This window comes from Vibrio limimangrovi, assembly GCF_054064025.1.
Genome location: NZ_JBSUGF010000007.1, coordinates 23,476 through 40,412, shown reverse-complemented (window position 1 = coordinate 40,412; position 16,937 = coordinate 23,476). Strand labels below are relative to the sequence as shown.

General features: G+C 44.9%; 16 protein-coding genes and 1 pseudogene. 9 read left to right on the top strand and 8 right to left on the bottom strand.

Going from position 1 to position 16,937, the window contains the following annotated elements:
* Nucleotides 1-203: 203 nt before the first annotated feature.
* Both kdgK and ACWYU8_RS08010 read left to right on the top strand, forming a co-directional pair.
* Nucleotides 204-1,133 carry a 2-dehydro-3-deoxygluconokinase gene (gene kdgK / locus ACWYU8_RS08015; RefSeq protein WP_457518705.1) on the top strand — a complete coding sequence of 310 codons (930 nt, stop codon included), beginning with the start codon at nucleotides 204-206 and terminating at the stop codon, nucleotides 1,131-1,133.
* Between the two features lie 11 nt (nucleotides 1,134-1,144).
* Nucleotides 1,145-1,768 carry a bifunctional 4-hydroxy-2-oxoglutarate aldolase/2-dehydro-3-deoxy-phosphogluconate aldolase gene (locus ACWYU8_RS08010; protein ID WP_444496336.1) on the top strand — a complete coding sequence of 208 codons (624 nt, stop codon included), beginning with the start codon at nucleotides 1,145-1,147 and terminating at the stop codon, nucleotides 1,766-1,768.
* 340 nt (nucleotides 1,769-2,108) lie between these two features.
* On the opposite strand, the gene ACWYU8_RS08005 is transcribed toward ACWYU8_RS08010, so the two are convergent.
* The gene (locus tag ACWYU8_RS08005) at nucleotides 2,109-3,836 is read right to left on the bottom strand and encodes a sodium:solute symporter family transporter (RefSeq protein WP_457518702.1); all 1,728 of its coding nucleotides are present in this window, start codon (nucleotides 3,834-3,836) and stop codon (nucleotides 2,109-2,111) included.
* 129 nt (nucleotides 3,837-3,965) lie between these two features.
* Between ACWYU8_RS08005 and ACWYU8_RS08000 the strand changes: the two genes are divergently transcribed.
* The 4 genes from ACWYU8_RS08000 (at nucleotide 3,966) to ACWYU8_RS07985 (ending at nucleotide 10,194) form a co-directional block, all read left to right on the top strand.
* Nucleotides 3,966-4,643, top strand: a complete 678-nt coding sequence (locus ACWYU8_RS08000) for an oligogalacturonate-specific porin KdgM family protein (protein ID WP_457518700.1) — start codon at nucleotides 3,966-3,968, stop codon at nucleotides 4,641-4,643.
* A gap of 15 nt (nucleotides 4,644-4,658) precedes the next feature.
* Nucleotides 4,659-6,887, top strand: coding sequence for a right-handed parallel beta-helix repeat-containing protein (locus ACWYU8_RS07995; RefSeq protein WP_457518698.1), 2,229 nt, complete (start codon nucleotides 4,659-4,661; stop codon nucleotides 6,885-6,887).
* 302 nt (nucleotides 6,888-7,189) lie between these two features.
* Nucleotides 7,190-8,959 carry a sodium:solute symporter family protein gene (locus ACWYU8_RS07990; protein WP_457518696.1) on the top strand — a complete coding sequence of 590 codons (1,770 nt, stop codon included), beginning with the start codon at nucleotides 7,190-7,192 and terminating at the stop codon, nucleotides 8,957-8,959.
* A 68-nt stretch (nucleotides 8,960-9,027) separates the two neighbouring features.
* A complete protein-coding gene (locus tag ACWYU8_RS07985; protein ID WP_457518694.1) occupies nucleotides 9,028-10,194 on the top strand; it encodes an oligogalacturonate lyase family protein in 1,167 nt (388 codons plus the stop codon).
* Nucleotides 10,195-10,254: 60 nt separating this feature from the next.
* Here the strand turns inward: ACWYU8_RS07985 and ACWYU8_RS07980 are convergent, their stop codons facing one another.
* The gene (locus ACWYU8_RS07980) at nucleotides 10,255-11,028 is read right to left on the bottom strand and encodes a siderophore-interacting protein (protein ID WP_457518692.1); all 774 of its coding nucleotides are present in this window, start codon (nucleotides 11,026-11,028) and stop codon (nucleotides 10,255-10,257) included.
* A 188-nt stretch (nucleotides 11,029-11,216) separates the two neighbouring features.
* Entirely contained in the window at nucleotides 11,217-11,801 is a 585-nt protein-coding gene (locus ACWYU8_RS07975; RefSeq protein WP_457518690.1) for a LysE family translocator, read from the bottom strand.
* A gap of 127 nt (nucleotides 11,802-11,928) precedes the next feature.
* On the opposite strand from ACWYU8_RS07975, the gene ACWYU8_RS07970 reads away from it, so the two are divergent.
* Nucleotides 11,929-12,369, top strand: a complete 441-nt coding sequence (locus ACWYU8_RS07970; RefSeq protein WP_457518688.1) for an Lrp/AsnC family transcriptional regulator — start codon at nucleotides 11,929-11,931, stop codon at nucleotides 12,367-12,369.
* Nucleotides 12,370-12,373: 4 nt separating this feature from the next.
* Here ACWYU8_RS07970 and ACWYU8_RS07965 read toward each other — a convergent pair whose 3' ends face one another.
* Nucleotides 12,374-12,697 (bottom strand): cupin domain-containing protein, encoded by a 324-nt coding sequence (locus ACWYU8_RS07965; protein ID WP_457518686.1) that lies wholly within the window; start codon nucleotides 12,695-12,697, stop codon nucleotides 12,374-12,376.
* Nucleotides 12,698-13,100: 403 nt separating this feature from the next.
* On the opposite strand from ACWYU8_RS07965, the gene ompW reads away from it, so the two are divergent.
* Nucleotides 13,101-13,745 carry an outer membrane protein OmpW gene (ompW, locus tag ACWYU8_RS07960; RefSeq protein ID WP_457518684.1) on the top strand — a complete coding sequence of 215 codons (645 nt, stop codon included), beginning with the start codon at nucleotides 13,101-13,103 and terminating at the stop codon, nucleotides 13,743-13,745.
* Nucleotides 13,746-13,900: 155 nt separating this feature from the next.
* On the opposite strand, the pseudogene ACWYU8_RS07955 reads toward ompW, so the two are convergent.
* A pseudogene (locus tag ACWYU8_RS07955) lies at nucleotides 13,901-14,146 on the bottom strand (Rho-binding antiterminator).
* Between the two features lie 188 nt (nucleotides 14,147-14,334).
* Between ACWYU8_RS07955 and ACWYU8_RS07950 the strand changes: the two are divergent.
* Complete coding sequence (locus ACWYU8_RS07950; RefSeq protein WP_457518682.1) at nucleotides 14,335-15,471, top strand: MBL fold metallo-hydrolase; 1,137 nt, start codon at nucleotides 14,335-14,337, stop codon at nucleotides 15,469-15,471.
* Between the two features lie 96 nt (nucleotides 15,472-15,567).
* Here ACWYU8_RS07950 and ACWYU8_RS07945 read toward each other — a convergent pair whose 3' ends face one another.
* Genes ACWYU8_RS07945 through ACWYU8_RS07935 form a run of 3 tightly spaced genes read right to left on the bottom strand, consistent with a single transcriptional unit; the run spans nucleotide 15,568 to nucleotide 16,930 of the window.
* Nucleotides 15,568-15,993, bottom strand: coding sequence for a VOC family protein (locus tag ACWYU8_RS07945; protein WP_457518680.1), 426 nt, complete (start codon nucleotides 15,991-15,993; stop codon nucleotides 15,568-15,570).
* 45 nt (nucleotides 15,994-16,038) lie between these two features.
* A complete protein-coding gene (locus ACWYU8_RS07940) occupies nucleotides 16,039-16,368 on the bottom strand; it encodes a DUF4144 family protein (protein WP_457518678.1) in 330 nt (109 codons plus the stop codon).
* Nucleotides 16,369-16,393: 25 nt separating this feature from the next.
* Nucleotides 16,394-16,930, bottom strand: a complete 537-nt coding sequence (locus ACWYU8_RS07935; RefSeq protein WP_457518676.1) for a DUF924 family protein — start codon at nucleotides 16,928-16,930, stop codon at nucleotides 16,394-16,396.
* Nucleotides 16,931-16,937: the final 7 nt, after the last annotated feature.

Sequence of the window (16,937 nt, the reverse complement as noted above, 5' to 3'; positions counted from 1 at the left end):
TAAATGCTGTCGGCGAGTTAAGGCGATACAGCGTTTGTGGGAGGAAAGTTGAGGGTGATTTTACCAGATCCGTTGCGATCACTGATGTTTTATTTAAGTAGAGTTAGATCTAGTTCTCACATAAATGAACCGTTGTTTTAAAAATATTGTTTATTGGTTTTATTGCTGCAATAATAGCGTCAATTACTTTTAGGAGACCTCCAATGAACCCAATCAGTCGTGTCGCCATCATCGGTGAATGTATGGTGGAGCTTAAGAAAAATAACGGCATATTAGAACAAGGATTTGGTGGTGATACACTAAATACTGCTGTTTATTTGTCTCGTTTAACCAAACAACATGGTGTTGAAACATCCTATGTCACTGGCTTAGGTCAAGACCCGTTTAGCCGTGAAATGCTAGCGGCGTGGGGTGATGAAGGTATCAATACGGATATGGTCTACCTTTCTGAAGACAAGCTACCTGGTATCTATGCTATCGAAACCGCAGAGGATGGAGAGCGTAGTTTCTTTTACTGGCGAAATGATGCTGCGGCGAAATATTGGTTACGCGATCGCGCGCTTTTGTCGTTAGCCAAAGAACTGTGTCAGCATCAAATGATCTATCTGAGTGGAATCAGTTTAGCGATCATCTCTGATGATTGCCGTCAAATGCTGGTTGAGCTTCTGAGCTTATGTAGAAAAGAAGGTGTGAAGATTGCGTTTGATAATAACTTCCGCCCAAAACTTTGGCCAAGTATCGAGGAAGCTCGCGATTTCTACTCAAGAATTTTGAGCGTTACCGACATGGCCTTTTTGACCTTCGACGATGAAGTCATGTTATGGGGCGACAAGCACGAAGACGAAGCGATCAGTCGCACGAAAAACTTTGGCGTGAAAGAGATCATTGTTAAACGTGGTGCTGACGATTGCTTTGTCGTGACTGAAGACCAACTGCACACCGTTGCGGCATTGAAAGTCGAGTCTGTGGTGGACACGACTGCAGCTGGCGACTCTTTCAGTGCGGGTTACCTTGCTAAGCGTATTTTAGGCGGAGACGTTGCTGAGTCTGCGCTGGCTGGACACAAAGTGGCTGGCACCGTTATTCAACATCGTGGCGCAATCATTCCAAGCGAAGCGATGCCTACTATCTAAGGAACGATGAAATGAAAGACCTTAATCAACAACTTTCTGAAATTAAAGTAGTGCCTGTAATTGCAATCAAAGACGCAAACAAGGCAGTAAAACTGGCGCAAGTGCTGATCGAAAACGGCCTACCGTGTGCTGAAGTGACATTTCGTACCGAAGATGCCGCACTAGCGATCAAAAACATGCGTGAAGCGTACCCTGAGATGCTGATTGGTGCAGGTACGGTGTTAACAAGTGCTCAAGTAGATGAAGCGATTGATGCTGGTGTTGATTTTATTGTTAGCCCTGGCTTTAACCCAACAACCGTTAAGTACTGTCAACAGCGTAATGTCACTATCGTACCGGGTGTAAACAATCCAAGCCTTGTTGAACAAGCGATGGAAATGGGTCTGAGAACACTGAAGTTTTTCCCTGCTGAGCCATCTGGCGGTGTTGCAATGCTGAAGGCGCTAACGGCCGTTTACCCTGTGAAGTTCATGCCAACTGGCGGCGTGAGCCCAAGCAATGTAAAAGATTACTTATCAATTTCTTCAGTCTTAGCGTGTGGTGGCACCTGGATGGTACCTGGCGATTTGATTGACAACGAGCAATGGGATGAGCTGGCGAAGCTGGTTCGTGAAGTTGCAGGAATTATCGCTTAATTCCTACCCCCGATTAGTACCCTAAAACTATCTATGATAGTCGAACGATCTTTTGAGCAATTTGCCAACGCCTGTGGCTCCACGCAGGCGTTTTTTATTTTGAGTTATCCATATTAGTATGTGGTCATTAACCTATTCCAACCAATAATCAGCCTCCTGCTTATCCAACCTGCTTACCAACTCAGCTCTCGTGACTGCTACGCTCAAAAGAATCTATGTAATCAATCACTATTGGGCTCCTTTCCCTATGTTAAGACTAAGAGATGAATTAATGGGAAATAGGATATTGAGCGCAAAGAAAAATTTGCGCCCAATATTAACTATCTAGTTGTGTAGCCAGTTATTTCTGCCAAACTCGCTTGGATTGTTTGGTAGGTTTAAGCAGGAACAAGCTAAACAGTAAAACTATGCTCCCAATCGAAACGAATATAGTTTGAGATGATTCTGCAAGTATGACCCCAGCCATGATCAATAGCGTCCCAGCCGTCGCGGTGATCGAACCTACATACAGACCTTGTTTGTGATTGATTGGCGCTTGCTCTTCTGGACTGATAGGTGTTTTTAGCTGTTCTTTAAGCGCTGTTCTGCTTTGCAATACTGCATTTGGCTCCTTGGAGTAAAAATAGCTGGTGAAGAAGAAAAATCCGCCCGTTATGATCAGATGAAGTGCTAGCGTTACCACGATAGTCAAATCCTTGCTTTCTCTTGCAGTTAGCGGTGTAGAGGCGAGCCAATTCACATCAAAAATAAACATCATAAACAGCGAGACCATACAGCCGACAATCACGGTCGCCCATCCTGACCAGTTCGGTGTTTTCACTGTGACAAGTGCTAACAAGGAAGGGATGTTGATGGGCATCTGAATAAACGCAGCAAAGACAAGCATCATATCAAATAGACTGTACGACTCGACGGAAGCCAGTAACAGCGCGGTCCCTGTCGCCAACAACCCGGAGATCAAGGTTGATACCTTGCCGACAATCAACTGCTGACGACTATCCGCTTCTGGGTTTACCCACACTAGGTAAAGACTTTTCATCACAATGCCCGCATTGCGATTATGTGCAGAAGAAAGTGGTGCAATCGTCGCTGCAACCAGTGCCACCATGACCAATCCGAGTATTCCCTGTGGCATGTAGTGCTGAATGTAATAGAGGTAGGCTCCGGTATTCGCACTTTGTCCCAATGCCGGGTAAACCGAGAAAAGATCGATTTGCTGTGCCGCCACGAACCACGCAGGCATAAACCAAAGCACAGGAGCAAAAATAAATAATATTCCTGCCACGAATGCAGCTTTGGTTGCGTCTTTATCATTGGCGGTAGTGAGAAAGCGATAGCAACTTAATGTGTGGTTGTTGTTCATGGTTTGTTGCAACAACATCGCAAATGCCCAGACCACAAACAAGGACGGTATGTTGATGCCCGCGCCATAAATTGGCGTCGTGTGATCAAAAATGTCACTTGGTGATTCAAATCGCTGCAACGCGGTATAACCTATCACCAATGTAATCGCGATAAGTAAGACCAACTGAATCACATTGGTGACTGAAACGGTCCAGGCGCCGCCACTAACAGCGATTAAGGTGACGAGGACACCCATAACAAGAATGATGCTATAGACTTCAATTGCAAAAACAGCGGAGAAAAAAGACGCCAGTCCATTCATCCAAATCGCGCAAGCGATCAGCGTTAGCGGGAAGCTCAGCAAGGTAAATAGCTGTTCTGATGCTCGGCCGAATCGCACACGAATCACTTCCATGGCAGTTTCTACTCTTAGCCTGCGATACCTGCGGGCAAAAAATGCGGCTGCGAGGAAAAACCCCAGTGAATTTCCCCAAAAAATAAACATCACACTGATGCCGTCTTCATAAGCTTTGGCAGCAGCGCCAGTAAAGGTCCAAGCCGAAAACTGGGTCATAAAAGCGGTAGCGCCGGCCATCCACCACATCATGGTTCCCCCTCCCTGAAGGAAATCATTTGACGTGTTGGAAAAGCGACGGAATACCCATGCAGCGATCGCAATGAAGAGCAGGTAGATCATTACGATCATCGAATCTAAGAAAGTCATGTGTCACAGCTCACGAAAAAATTAAAACGACGTTTTAAAGATCACAAAAATACCGATAAGCACTTTATCGAAACGAGTTTATGATTATATTAAAACAACATCAAATATAAAATAAAATGGCGTTTTAAAATGAAAATTAAATACCTTGCTTCTGCACTATTATTGGCAATGACCTCTGGTTTAGCTGGCGCTGCTTCTGTTGATATTCGACATGAATATGTTCCAGATCGTGATGGCGATGAGCATCGCGACCGTATTTACGTTTCACACCGTTTTGCAAACCAAATTGGTTTCAGCGTGGAAGCTAAGTGGAACTACAAAGATGGCCACATGAGTGACGCAGGCCACGAGACAGGTCTGACTTACCGCTGGAAAGCGACTGACAACTTCTCGCTGACTCCAGGTATCAACATTGATGCAAGTCCATCAGGTGCATCGACTTTCAAGTATAACCTGACTGGTTCTTACAAAATTAATGATGAGTGGGATGTGGCAGCTCGTATTCGCCATGGTTACAAAAACACCGACGATTCTCGTTACAACCAGCTAAACCTTTACGCAAACCGTAAGTTCGATTGGGGCAAGCTTGGCGTTGAGGCTGAGTACAAAGATCTTCACGGTGGAGAGGGTGGCTGGAAGGACAACGGTCATGACCAGTTGATCGATTTCAAAGGTGAGTACACCAAACTAGAAAGCGGCTTTATTCCATTCTTCGCGGTTGCGGCTATCACGCACAAAGGTGATGGCTCTCAATACAAAGATGAGTATGTCCCACGTTTTCGTGCCGGTGTGAAATATAACTTCTAAGAAGGAATTGTGACCATGAAAAAGCACACTTTAGCTTTGTGTCTGGCGGCGATTTTAGCGCCAGCGGCACATGCAACGGATATAAAAGTTGAAGACCTGACTTGGAAAGCGATCACTTTTGGTCAATCGACGGACATGAACTTTGGCTCTACCATTTTGCCGGAAAAGGTTGGCGTCAACCAAGTGATGGTTAATGGTAAGGCCGTAGAGGCTGGCAAGTTAGCATCAACGTTCACTGTTGAAAGCCGTGGCGGCAAATTGGCTAACTCTCATGAAGGGTTAACCTTCTACTACACCGAGTTGCCAACGGATGTGAACTTTACTCTAAGTGCGGATGTGGTGTTAGAGCAACTTGGCCCAGAAACCGGAGCAACACCAAATCGTCAGGAAGGTGCGGGTCTGATGGTGCGCGATATTCTGGGTGCGGAGCGATTAGTCCCTCAACCTCAAGGCCACGAAGAGTTTCCGTCAGCATCGAACATGGTAATGAACCTGATGCGTTCGCATACTCGCACCAACGATGGCATGACGAACATAAATGCTTCATTCCGTGAAGGCGTGTACCAACCTTGGGGTACGCCTGGTAACCGTTTAAGTCGTGTCGACTATGCGGAAGGGGTACCTTATGGTACGGCTGAAACCTACCGTATGACGCTGACACGCACCAATGATGGCTTCAAAGTCAGTTACCGTAACGGTGACAAATCTTTTGAACAAGCTGTGAAAGGCGCAAATGCTAATATTGTTGAGATGCAAAATGCAGATTCTCAATACATCGGCTTTTTTGCCTCGCGTAATGCCAAGATGGCGGTCAGCAATGTTGACTTACAGTTATCTGCGGCAGATACCGTTGATGCACCGAAATACGCGGCTGAGCAAGGTGAGTTGGTGTTCCAAAATGCATCATCTCCACGCTCTGCAACGAAAGACTACCCAGTACAGGCGCGAGCAAATTACTCGGGCGAGTTTGAGGTACTGCACAATGGTAAATCGGTCGCGAAGCAGCAAGTAACAGCAGGTGAATTGTTCAGTCACTGGATCAAGTTAGATGGCGGAGCAAACCAGCTGGATGTGAAGTTCACTGCGACCGACGGACCAAATCTAGAGACACAATCACACGCTTATAACGTCGATTTCGTTTCGATACCAAATCCAATGGAGCTTTACGTAGCGCCAAATGGCAAAGCTAATGGTAACGGATCTGCGGCGCAGCCACTGGATCTAGCTACTGCAGTCGACTTGTTACCTGCTGGCGGCACAATCATTCTTAAAGATGGCGACTACCAAGGTATGGAGATCCCGTTAACTGCAAGTGGTAGCGTAGACAAGATCAAGCATCTTCGTGCAGAAGGCAATAACGTACGTTTTGTGTCTGAACTTCGCCACGAAGCAAACTACTGGCATTACCAAGGTATTGAAGTCGCAGGTGCGCAATTTATTGTTCACGGCAGTCACAATACCTTTGAAAAAATGGTCACACACGGTGCACCTGATACGGGCTTCGTGATTACGTCTCCTGAAAAAATCGGACGTGCCCTGTGGGCAAGCTACAACCAAGTAATTGATAGTGAGAGTTACAACAACATGGATCCTTCACAGATCAACGCAGACGGTTTTGCAGCCAAGATGCGTATCGGTGATGGCAATACCTTCATCCGTTGTCTGTCTCACCACAACATCGATGACGGCTGGGATTTATTCAACAAGGTGGAAGATGGTGCCAACGGCGCAGTAACCATTCTTGATTCAATCTCGTTTAGTAATGGTCGCACTCTTGAGGTTGCGAACAAAGGTGGCACGATTGGTAACGGCTTCAAGCTAGGCGGCGAGGGTATCCCGGTTCCACATGTCGTGAAAAACAGTCTGTCTTTCAACAACAATATGGATGGTTTTACGGATAACTTTAACCCAGGTGCATTGGTGTTGAGCGATAACGTGTCAATTGACAACAAGCGTTTCAACTTCTTGTTCCGTAAGAGTCCGTACTCCGGTGAGATTGAACAAGGAACGTTTACTAACAACCGTTCTTACCGATTCCACGTCAGCAGTAAATATGACGATGTGATCAACAGTGCAAGATCAACGGGCAACGCTCTGGTTGATGACGGCACTACCTACAATAGTGATGGCAAAGCGATAGATGTCAATTCGCTTGCCCCATTAAAGCAAGCATCGATGATTGATAACCAGCAAGCCATGCCGGGTAAAAAAGAAGCGATTCAGCTTAAGCAACTCATCCAGTAACACTAAGCGAAGGGCTCTAGGGAGCCCTTTTTATTGGTCAAAAATTATTCGACATTGATCTCGTTTTCATACTTCCGCACTTGTCTGTGACATTCGTTTTTGGAACTAGGTTCAAAATAGTACCCCTTTAGCAATCATGGTTATTGTGCCGATCTTATTTACAAGATCCCCATTGTTGATCTCAATCACGTTTGGGCGTAAAAATTGAAAAATGAACCGTTGTTTTGATTTTTGTCTCAGTTCGTTTTGTTTTTTGAAAATATAATTTATCTAAATTAAAACAGCGTTTCGAGGATTCTATTATGGAATACGATTACTTAGTAATAGCAGGCTACTTTGCCCTGATGGTGGCCATCAGTCTGCTGTTCAAAAAAATGGCAAGTAACAGTACATCTGATTACTTCCGCGGGGGCGGTAAAATGTTATGGTGGATGGTTGGTGCAACGGCCTTCATGACACAGTTCTCTGCATGGACATTTACTGGTGCTGCTGGTAAAGCCTTCAGCGATGGATTTGCTGTTCTTGCGGTATTCGTAGGTAACATGGTTGCTTACGTATTTGCTTACTTCTACTTTGCTCGTCGCTTCCGTCAAATGCGAGTAGATACCCCAACTGAAGCAGTTAAGCGTCGTTTTGGTAACACTAACGAGCAGTTCTTTACTTGGGTGATTATTCCACTTAGCGTTATCAACGCGGGTGTGTGGCTAAACGGTCTTGGCGTTTTCGCTTCAGCCGTATTTAACGCTGATATCATTACCACAATCTATGTAACTGGTGCCGCAGTACTGCTTATCTCTTTGCTATCTGGTGCATGGGGTGTGGTTGCGTCTGACTTTATTCAGACTCTGATTGTTGCTGTCATTTCAATTGCTTGTGCAATTGTAGCTTTGATTTTCGTTGGCGGGCCTGGCGAAATAATCAGCAAGTTTGACAATGGTAATGGCTTCTTCGTTGGTCCAGATATGAACTACCCTCTACTGCTAGTTGGTTCGTTCTTCTTCTTCATCGTTAAGCAGCTGCAATCTATCAACAATATGCAAGAGTCTTACCGCTTCCTTAACGCGAAAGATTCAAATAACGCTAGCAAAGCAGCATTACTTGCACTTGGCATGATGGTTGTTGGCGCTGTTATTTGGTTCATCCCACCATGGGCAACCAACATCATGGTTCCGAACGCAGCAGAAGCTTACCCTGCGCTTGGTGCTAAAGCTGGTGACGCGGTTTACCTAGTGTTTGCTCGCGAGTTTATGCCTGTAGGTACTGTTGGTCTATTAATGGCAGGTCTGTTCGCTGCAACGATGTCCTCGATGGACTCAGCACTAAACCGTAACTCTGGTATTTTTGTTCGCAGCTTCTACGCACCTATCATGCGTAAAGGTCAAGCAACTGACAAAGAGCAACTTCGCGCAGGTCAAATCGCTTGTATCGTGAACGGTATCCTAGTTATCTTGATGGCTCAGTTCTTCAATTCACTGAAGCACCTAAGCCTGTTTGATCTAATGATGCAAGTTGCGACGCTACTTCAATCACCAATCCTAGTTCCATTGTTCCTAGGTATCCTAATTCGTCGTACACCGAAATGGGCACCATGGGCAACAGTGGTTGTTGGTATGGGTGTTTCTTGGGCTGTAGTGAACATCTTTACTCCAGCTAACGTAGGTAGCTGGTTTGGTATGGAAGAGTTAACACGTCGTGAAGTGGGTGAAATGCGTACTATGATTACTATCGCGGCACACTTAATCTTTACTGCTGGTTTCTTCTGCCTATCAACATTGTTCTACAAAGAAGAGACCGATACTCACAAAGAAACAACTGCAGAATTCTTTAAAGATGTGGACACAGAATGTGTTGCTGAAGAAGGGCAAGACATCGTTGACCGCATGCAACGCAATAAACTGGGTTCACTAGTGATGATAATGTCAGCGGGTTTAACTCTGATGGTACTGATTCCAAACCCACTATGGGGACGTGCATTGTTCCTAGGTTGTGCAGCAGTCATCTTCGCGGTTGGCTTTGCTCTGAAGAAGAGCTCAGGTCTAGAGTCTACAGAAGCATTAGCTGCGACTCGTTAAGCAAGAAATATAATACTATCCACTGCCAACGGTTTTCGTTGGCAGTGTCATTGCGGAGAATTTGAAATATGGCCAAAGGCGCTATCATCCAGCTATCTTTTGAAACTTTCATCGATAGCGATACGAACGTAAAAGTAACGCGATTAACACCAACTGACGTGATTTGTCATCGTAACTACTTTTACCAAAAATGCTTTACTCAGGATGGACAAAAGCTTTTATTCGCAGGTGACTTCGACGGAAATCGCAACTATTACCTGCTAGACCTTGAAACGCAAAAAGCAGTCCAACTGACAGAAGGCGCAGGTGATAATACCTTTGGCGGTTTCATTTCAACGGATGAGAGTGCATTTTTCTATGTGAAAAACGAACTGAATCTGATGAAAGTTGACTTAGAAACATTGGAAGAAAAAGTCATCTACACGGTTGATGAAGAGTGGAAAGGATACGGTACTTGGGTAGCAAACTCAGACTGCACGAAGTTAGTGGGTATTGAAATTCTGAAACGAGACTGGCAACCGCTGACGTCTTGGGAGAAGTTCGCAGAGTTCTACCATACCAACCCAACTTGCCGCCTGATCAAAGTTGATATTGAAACTGGTGAACTGGAAGTGGTTCATCAGGATAGTGCGTGGCTTGGCCACCCGATTTACCGTCCATTTGATGATTCTACTGTTGGCTTCTGTCACGAAGGCCCGCACGACTTGGTTGATTCGCGTATGTGGCTGGTTAACGAAGACGGCAGCAACGTTCGTAAGATTAAAGAGCATGCTGAAGGTGAATCTTGCACGCACGAATTCTGGATCCCAGATGGCAGTGCGATGGCATACGTGTCTTACTTCAAAGGCCAAACGGATCGCGTTATCTACAAAGCAAACCCTGAAACATTAGAGAATGAAGAAGTGATGGTAATGCCACCTTGTTCTCACCTGATGAGTAACTTTGATGGTTCTTTGATGGTCGGTGATGGTTGTGATGCTCCTGTCGATGTTGCAGATGCAGACAGTTACAACATTGAAAATGACCCGTTCCTGTACGTGCTAAACACCAAAGCGAAATCGGCGCAAAAACTGTGTAAACACAGCACATCATGGGATGTGTTGGACGGTGATCGACAAATTACTCATCCGCATCCTTCATTTACTCCAAATGACGACGGTGTGTTGTTTACTAGTGACTTTGAAGGTGTGCCTGCAATTTACATTGCTGAAGTGCCGGAATCTTATAAGCACTAATTAAACAGTGAATAGATACAAAAATGCCCGGTTCTACCGGGCGTTTTTTTACTTGAATCGCTATTGATTGGATTCCGCGTCTTCACGCTTGATCACTTTATGCCCATCTTCTGAAACACCTTGCTTCCAGTAGCTACTGATGTAGATATTTTCACGATCAACTTCCTTTTCATTACGGAAGTATTGGCGTAAAGCGCGCATCGAATCGAACTCACACGCACACCACACGGCGGCATCACCCTCCAACCATTCTAATTCACGAACGGCTTCTGCCAGAGCTTGACCTTCTGTCAGCCAAATCAATTCCATTCCGGCTGGTGCGTGCAGAGGTTGAATGTCTGCGACGGAAATGACACTGATTACTGCGTAGCCTTTCGCTTCTTCTGGCAAAGTGCGAATTTTAGCTGATAGAGCAGGGAGTGCGGTCATATCTGCCGCCATAAAAAACCAATCTGCGTCAGTATTCAAATTAGAGATGGTTCCAGGACCTACGATATTGATGACATCTCCTTTCTGTGCCGACATTGCCCAACGTGCCGCAAAACCACACTGTAAATCTTGTGTGATGTGACGGACAAAATCTACTTCAATACTAGAGGTTTCTGGATAGAAGCGGCGGATAGTATAAGTTCGCATCAAAGGTCGATTATCTTCCGAAACGGGTTGTAAATCGGTACCTCCCATCTCATTAAAGAGCAGCTTAATGTAGCCACCTTCACAGTCTGCAGGGAACTGGCTCAGCGCTTCACCCTGTAGAGTAAGGCGCTGCATGTTTGGAGTAATCGTTTCGGTATGTGTGACGACAAGTTGTTTTGGTTGAGGTTTCTTTTTCATTTTAACTTTCTCGATAATTATTCTCTTTCTCATTAAAGGATATCAATATCCGTCTTGAGAGAGTAGCGTCTTTAAACAAATTTACATTGTGAATCGAAATTGAAACCTCAGTAATAAGTATCTTCTGGGCTGATATTGGTCAATCAATCGTTGAACTTGTTCCTGGAGCTATTCACGCCTGAGTTCGTCTATATCATCGGTATCGTCGACAGAAGCAGCAAAGCCGCCATGCCATAGTTAAACCCTTTTACACGTTTAGGTGTGGTTAGCCAGCGTTGAAGCTGCATCCCAGCCGCAGTCCAAAACGTGACTGACGGCAGATTGGCCAAGCAGAAAATACCGGCAATAAAGGTCAGCTCTAACCATGCCGCGCCTGTGCTGTATACGGTAATTGCGGCGAGCGCCATCGACCAGCCTTTTGGATTGACCCATTGAAACGCCATCGCACCGATAAATGACATCGGACGAAAATCGTGTTTAACGTCAGATTTATCGCTGGTGGCAATTTTATAAGTGAGGTACAGCAAGTAGCTCAAACTCATTACTTTTAAAACTGAATGGGTAACCGGATAGGCATGAAACAAGCTCATTAAGCCAATGCCCACCAGAATCAGCATCAAACCGAAGCCGAACGTAATACCTAGCATGTGCGGAATTGTGCGCTTGAATCCGACGTTCGCCCCTGATGTCATCAGCATGATATTGTTAGGACCCGGCGTGAATGTTGATACAAAAGCAAACAGCGCCAATGCGCCTAATTGATGGTATTCCATAGTATGTTCCTTACCTTAAACCCCGTCTCACATGGACGTTAGCTAGAGAACAACTATAAGTAGAAACGCCATCAATATTGTGCTTTTATTGACCTCAATTGATTTTATTTAGCAACAAAAATTCATTATGGATAGATTTGACGAGAGAATATTGCAAGAACTTAAATTGGACGGAAGAATCTCCAATGTAGAGCTATCTGAACGCGTTGGATTGTCACCCTCAGCGACGTTACGCCGGGTGCAAGATTTGGAGCGCAAAAGAGTAATCAAAGGCTACCGAGCGGTGTTGGATAGCGAGCAACTTGGTGTCGGCTTTATTGCCTATGTCTCGATCGGTTTGGCCTCTCATTCAAAAAAAGCACAGATCGATTTCGAAGAGCACGTCCGTTTTGTTAAAGAGGTGGTGGAGTGTCACAACATCACGGGTGCGAATGAATATTTGTTGCGGGTAGAAACACGAGATTTGGCCGCTTATAAGGCGTTTCATTCCAATGTTCTGGGTGAGTGCGAACACGTTCAGGGGATCACGACCATGGTGGTGATGGATACGCCAAAAGATGAACGATGACCAGTTATCTACCGCGATTGGTATAAAACACCGCTAACCAGATGGTTTCCTGATTAGGGTCAGTCCAGCTCACTTTGTGTTTGGTGCGTGCCGGGATATCAATGTGGTCGCCTGCCTCAAGTCGTTGGACTGAGCCATTTTCGAAGGTCAGTTCTCCCGCCCCTTTTAACACTAATACCCACTCATGTTCTTCTTGGTCGTACCAACCCTGTTCAGGTGAGGTTTGTCCGTGAGAGACAATGCACTCAATGCGCAGATTTTCGCGACACAGCAGATCTTCAAACGTTTCTTCACTGACATCATGAGGTAAATCTTTAAACAGGTTCATCGTCTTTCCTAGAGAATGCTCAGTTTCAAACTCGCAAGTTATTGCCATCTTTGACTATTGATGATCATAACACTAAACAAAGGCATGAAATGCCATGAAAATCTCTCCAATAAAGAATGGCATCAATAGGCTGAAGATTCTTCTCACACGCACATTTTGCATTACAAGGTTGTAATTCATTTGCATAATTTGTTGATCAGTTTGGCGTTTTCTAATACAGGATAGCTATATTTTTTACAAATTGATTTCCGTCAATTTAGTAAGGTTTTTATGTGCTAGATTGCGCCGAGTTAGAAAATATAAGTACCTGGGCGCGCTAATACTCTGACTTTCCGATGGTTCTTACCGGAAAGCGATAAGCACGGAATTGGGTACAAAACGAAGCCCCTATAAGGAAATTAAAATGAAAAAAACAATCTGCAGTTTGGCAGTGGTTGCTGCGCTCGTGTCACCAAGTGTTTTCGCTCATAAGCAAGGTGACTTCGTTCTTCGTGTTGGTGCGGCATCTGTCGTTCCTAATGATAGCAGCGATAAAATTCTGGGTTCTTCAGAAGAGTTGGAAGTGGATTCCAACACACAGCTTGGTCTGACGTTTGGCTATATGTTTACAGACAACATCAGCCTAGAAGTATTGGCTGCTACACCATTTAGTCACGATATTTCTACAGACTTAGGCGGTCTTGGAAATATTGCTGATACCAAACATCTGCCACCAACGCTTATGGTTCAGTACTACTTTGGTGAGCCACAAAGTAAGTTCCGTCCATACGTTGGTGCTGGTCTCAACTACACCATCTTTTTTGATGAAGGTTTTAACAGCACAGGTAAAGGTGCTGGCCTGTCGGATCTGAAACTGGATGATTCATTTGGTTTAGCTGCGAACGTGGGTGTGGACTACATGATTAACGATCAATGGTTCCTCAACGCTTCCGCGTGGTATGCAAACATTGAAACAGAAGCGACATACAAAGCAGGTGCAGACACATACAAAACTGATGTGAAGATTAACCCTTGGGTATTTATGATCAGCGGCGGTTACAAGTTTTAAAGAAAAACCAGTAGTTTTCAGGGTCTGTTGACCTTGCTAGCAACATTTGCAACGCGAAAGGCGATAAGCCCTAGCGCATGACAATTTTGGCATGGCTTTAGGGGCGGTTTACGGGGCCGCCCCTCTTTTTGTTCTCATCTTCACATCATAATGGTTTAATCAAACGTGACCTCGGTGAAGTGTGGGTTAGCTTTGAGTGCTCTCATCGCGAGAAGATGTTCGGTAGGAAAAGCGATATGTTCGCCGTCGACATCCAGAAATAAGCACTCTTATCGCTGCATATCTAAACCGGTATCGAATGCTCTTCCCTGATGGCTTTCACCATTTTTCAGAGTGATTTCGACAGGTAGCTGAAACATGCAGGCTATTTCAATAAAATCGTATTGGTTGCAGGTTACCATTGTACTTCTCCATTTTCACCAACGCTCCTTATAGTGTAATCCGTGTTGCGTTTTTGGCTTGAGATTGATTTTCTGAAGAAAAAATTTTTCTGTGAAACTTAATCTTCATCTTACCCATCATCTTGGTCATGAAATAGACATATAAGCAGGCTTTACTACAACTATCGTTGAGTAAACATAGATAACACATGTCTGAAACGACCCTAAAAAACACCTATCTAAGCCGTGAACGTAGTTTGATTTCATTGAATACTTCCCAAACTTATAATGCACAACTCGCATACCGTATTCATCACTCTCCTCAGTTTGAAAACGGTCGTGTCAAAAATGCGATGCCAAATGTTCCAAGCCACCAGTCATTTTGGCAGGTTCTCTGGAGCTATTTAGGCGGACGAGCACCACTGTGCCCAAATGAAGATTTGCCGTATTCTCCAATCGTTCAAGATCAGTTTTTACATCGCAGTGATTCTATGCGAGTGACCTGGCTGGGGCATTCAACCATGTTGGTGGAAGTGGACGGTGTCCGTATTCTGACTGATCCTGTTTTTGATTATGCTTCTCCACTGATCGCGAAAGCATGGTTTGAGCGTAATATCCCCAATACCCACGCAAGAGAGAGCTTGCCTATCCCGGATATCATCGTGATTTCGCACGATCACTACGATCATCTGGAGGCTTCAAGTATCCGCTTTTATGCTGATAAATCGGTGACGTTTTACGTTCCGCTTGGTGTCGGTAAACATCTGATCAAATGGGGAGTGTGTGCGGATAATATTGTCGAATTCGACTGGTGGGAAAGTGTTCAGTACGCCAATGTCGAGCTTATTTGTACGCCTGCTAACCATAATTCAGGGCGAACATATCTGGATAAGAACTCGACCCTGTGGGCTTCCTGGGTCATCAAAGGTCGAAGAGAAACGCTGTATTTTAGTGGTGACAGTGCTTACGACCAGCACTTTTCTGAGATTGCACAGCGATGTGGACCGATAGATATCGCCTGTTTGGAAGTCGCGGCAGATGTGAAGGAAAATCAAGGCTATCCAGTAGAAAACTGGGGCCACATGCAAGCACACCATACCGTTCAGGCGTTCAAGGATTTACAGGCTAAAAAGCTATTGCCTGTTCACTGGGCGACCTATGAGTTGTTTACCCATAAATGGGATGAGCCGATAGAAGATTTGAAAAACCACTGCCAAAACGAGAATGTTGCTCTACTCACTCCGATGCCAGGAGAGAGTTTTTTCGTTCAAAATGAACATAGAAATTGCAATTGGTGGTTAAAGGACACGGAAGACGAATCGGTAACAAGCGTATCGGTGTCATGAGCTATCATGCGTGATTCTCATTATTTCTCGAATGGGTTGTCTCTTAGGGCGATGTTTCGCTAACCTTATAAAATCCGGTTCTCAATGAGCCGGATACTATTCACTTTTTACCTCAGGTTTTAATTCGACGACATTCCCCTCAGGGTCATTAATATAGATAGAACGCCCAAAACCCTGCGCACCATAACGTCTGGAGAAATCCTCAGTTTTAATATCGTGTGAGAGCAGATACTGGCGTAGTTCACTTTCTTCAAAAGGCGCAAGTTGCAGGCAGAAGTGATCGATATTTCTGCCGTTTTGTACTGGAGGTTTTCCACCCAACTTACCCAACTCACTGTCTACCGTGACGATATCAATCAATGCCGTTCCTGCTCTCAGCTGCGTTAATCCCAGTTCCGCGAGTTCTCTTTCGACAGAACAACCTAATATGTCGCGATAGAAGTGCAGCATCGCATCGAGGTTACTGGTTCTTAAGACAATGTGATCGAGTGCTTTGACTTCAATAGGATTATGACTAGGCATGTATTCCTCCTCTCTGATTCGTTTGAGGATAGCATATCGAGAGTATTAACTCGCCAGTGCAGAAACCGCTTGCTGCACCGTTGTGAAATGGATTTTAATGATGCATCTTTGTGCCTGACTAAACTCATGAGATTGGATAAGCGCAGTTACCTCTTCAACAGGCAGGATTTTATCCCTGCTAATCAGCGTGGTTTGGTTGCTATTTTCAGAATGTAAACCGAACGTGCGACCATGTGAGTCAATCACGTAATCTTCTTGTCGCCAAATGAGTGATTCGCACTCGGCATGTAAATCCGAATGGGAGTGCAGATAGATGAGCTCGTCATCGCCGTCTAGTTTTAATAAGCATGGCCACAATACGTTGTTTAGTGTCATTCTATCGCCTTGTTAATGATTGGGGTTAAAAGCCGGAATTTGGCATTTTTAAAAACTCGATTTCCTCTGGTGTGCTTTCTCTTCCCAATATCACATTGCGATGTGGATAGCGCCCAAATTGGTCGATAATGGCTTTGTGTTTTAGCTCAAAATCGTAGTTCTTTTCAAGTCCCGGAGCTCGAAACAGTTTTTCTGCTTCCACATGAATGATACGAGATTCACTGTGCATGAACGGCATGTACAAAAAGCTACGCTGATCGTGATTAAGCGCTTTATGCAGACCGAGTCGAATGGCCTCTTGCGCTAACGAGAGTGCGAGTGGATCCTGTGCAAACGCTTTTGGTGTATTGCGGTACACATTACGCGAAAACTGGTCGAGTACAATGATTTCGGCTAAACGTCCTTTTGCGCTGTCACGCCAGCTAAACAGTTCGCAGCGAGCGGCTTGTTCGAGCAGTGATGAGAACCGAGATTCAATGAGTTTATCCAGCTCTGGATTATTTTCGAACCAATTTTGAGGGGACAGTTCTTCAAACCAGAATTTGATGATCGACAGGTACATTTCGCTT

Coding starts and splice junctions, on each gene's coding strand:
- ACWYU8_RS07935 (WP_457518676.1), bottom strand. CDS start 16,930: ATGTACCTGTCGATCATCAAATTCTGGTTTGAAGAACTGTCCCCTCAA.
- ACWYU8_RS07950 (WP_457518682.1), top strand. CDS start 14,335: ATGTCTGAAACGACCCTAAAAAACACCTATCTAAGCCGTGAACGTAGT.
- ACWYU8_RS07970 (WP_457518688.1), top strand. CDS start 11,929: ATGGATAGATTTGACGAGAGAATATTGCAAGAACTTAAATTGGACGGA.
- ACWYU8_RS07995 (WP_457518698.1), top strand. CDS start 4,659: ATGAAAAAGCACACTTTAGCTTTGTGTCTGGCGGCGATTTTAGCGCCA.
- ACWYU8_RS07965 (WP_457518686.1), bottom strand. CDS start 12,697: ATGAACCTGTTTAAAGATTTACCTCATGATGTCAGTGAAGAAACGTTT.
- ACWYU8_RS07975 (WP_457518690.1), bottom strand. CDS start 11,801: ATGGAATACCATCAATTAGGCGCATTGGCGCTGTTTGCTTTTGTATCA.
- ACWYU8_RS07945 (WP_457518680.1), bottom strand. CDS start 15,993: ATGCCTAGTCATAATCCTATTGAAGTCAAAGCACTCGATCACATTGTC.
- ACWYU8_RS08005 (WP_457518702.1), bottom strand. CDS start 3,836: ATGACTTTCTTAGATTCGATGATCGTAATGATCTACCTGCTCTTCATT.
- ACWYU8_RS07980 (WP_457518692.1), bottom strand. CDS start 11,028: ATGAAAAAGAAACCTCAACCAAAACAACTTGTCGTCACACATACCGAA.
- ACWYU8_RS07940 (WP_457518678.1), bottom strand. CDS start 16,368: ATGACACTAAACAACGTATTGTGGCCATGCTTATTAAAACTAGACGGC.
- ACWYU8_RS07985 (WP_457518694.1), top strand. CDS start 9,028: ATGGCCAAAGGCGCTATCATCCAGCTATCTTTTGAAACTTTCATCGAT.
- ACWYU8_RS07990 (WP_457518696.1), top strand. CDS start 7,190: ATGGAATACGATTACTTAGTAATAGCAGGCTACTTTGCCCTGATGGTG.
- ACWYU8_RS08010 (WP_444496336.1), top strand. CDS start 1,145: ATGAAAGACCTTAATCAACAACTTTCTGAAATTAAAGTAGTGCCTGTA.
- kdgK (WP_457518705.1), top strand. CDS start 204: ATGAACCCAATCAGTCGTGTCGCCATCATCGGTGAATGTATGGTGGAG.
- ACWYU8_RS08000 (WP_457518700.1), top strand. CDS start 3,966: ATGAAAATTAAATACCTTGCTTCTGCACTATTATTGGCAATGACCTCT.
- ompW (WP_457518684.1), top strand. CDS start 13,101: ATGAAAAAAACAATCTGCAGTTTGGCAGTGGTTGCTGCGCTCGTGTCA.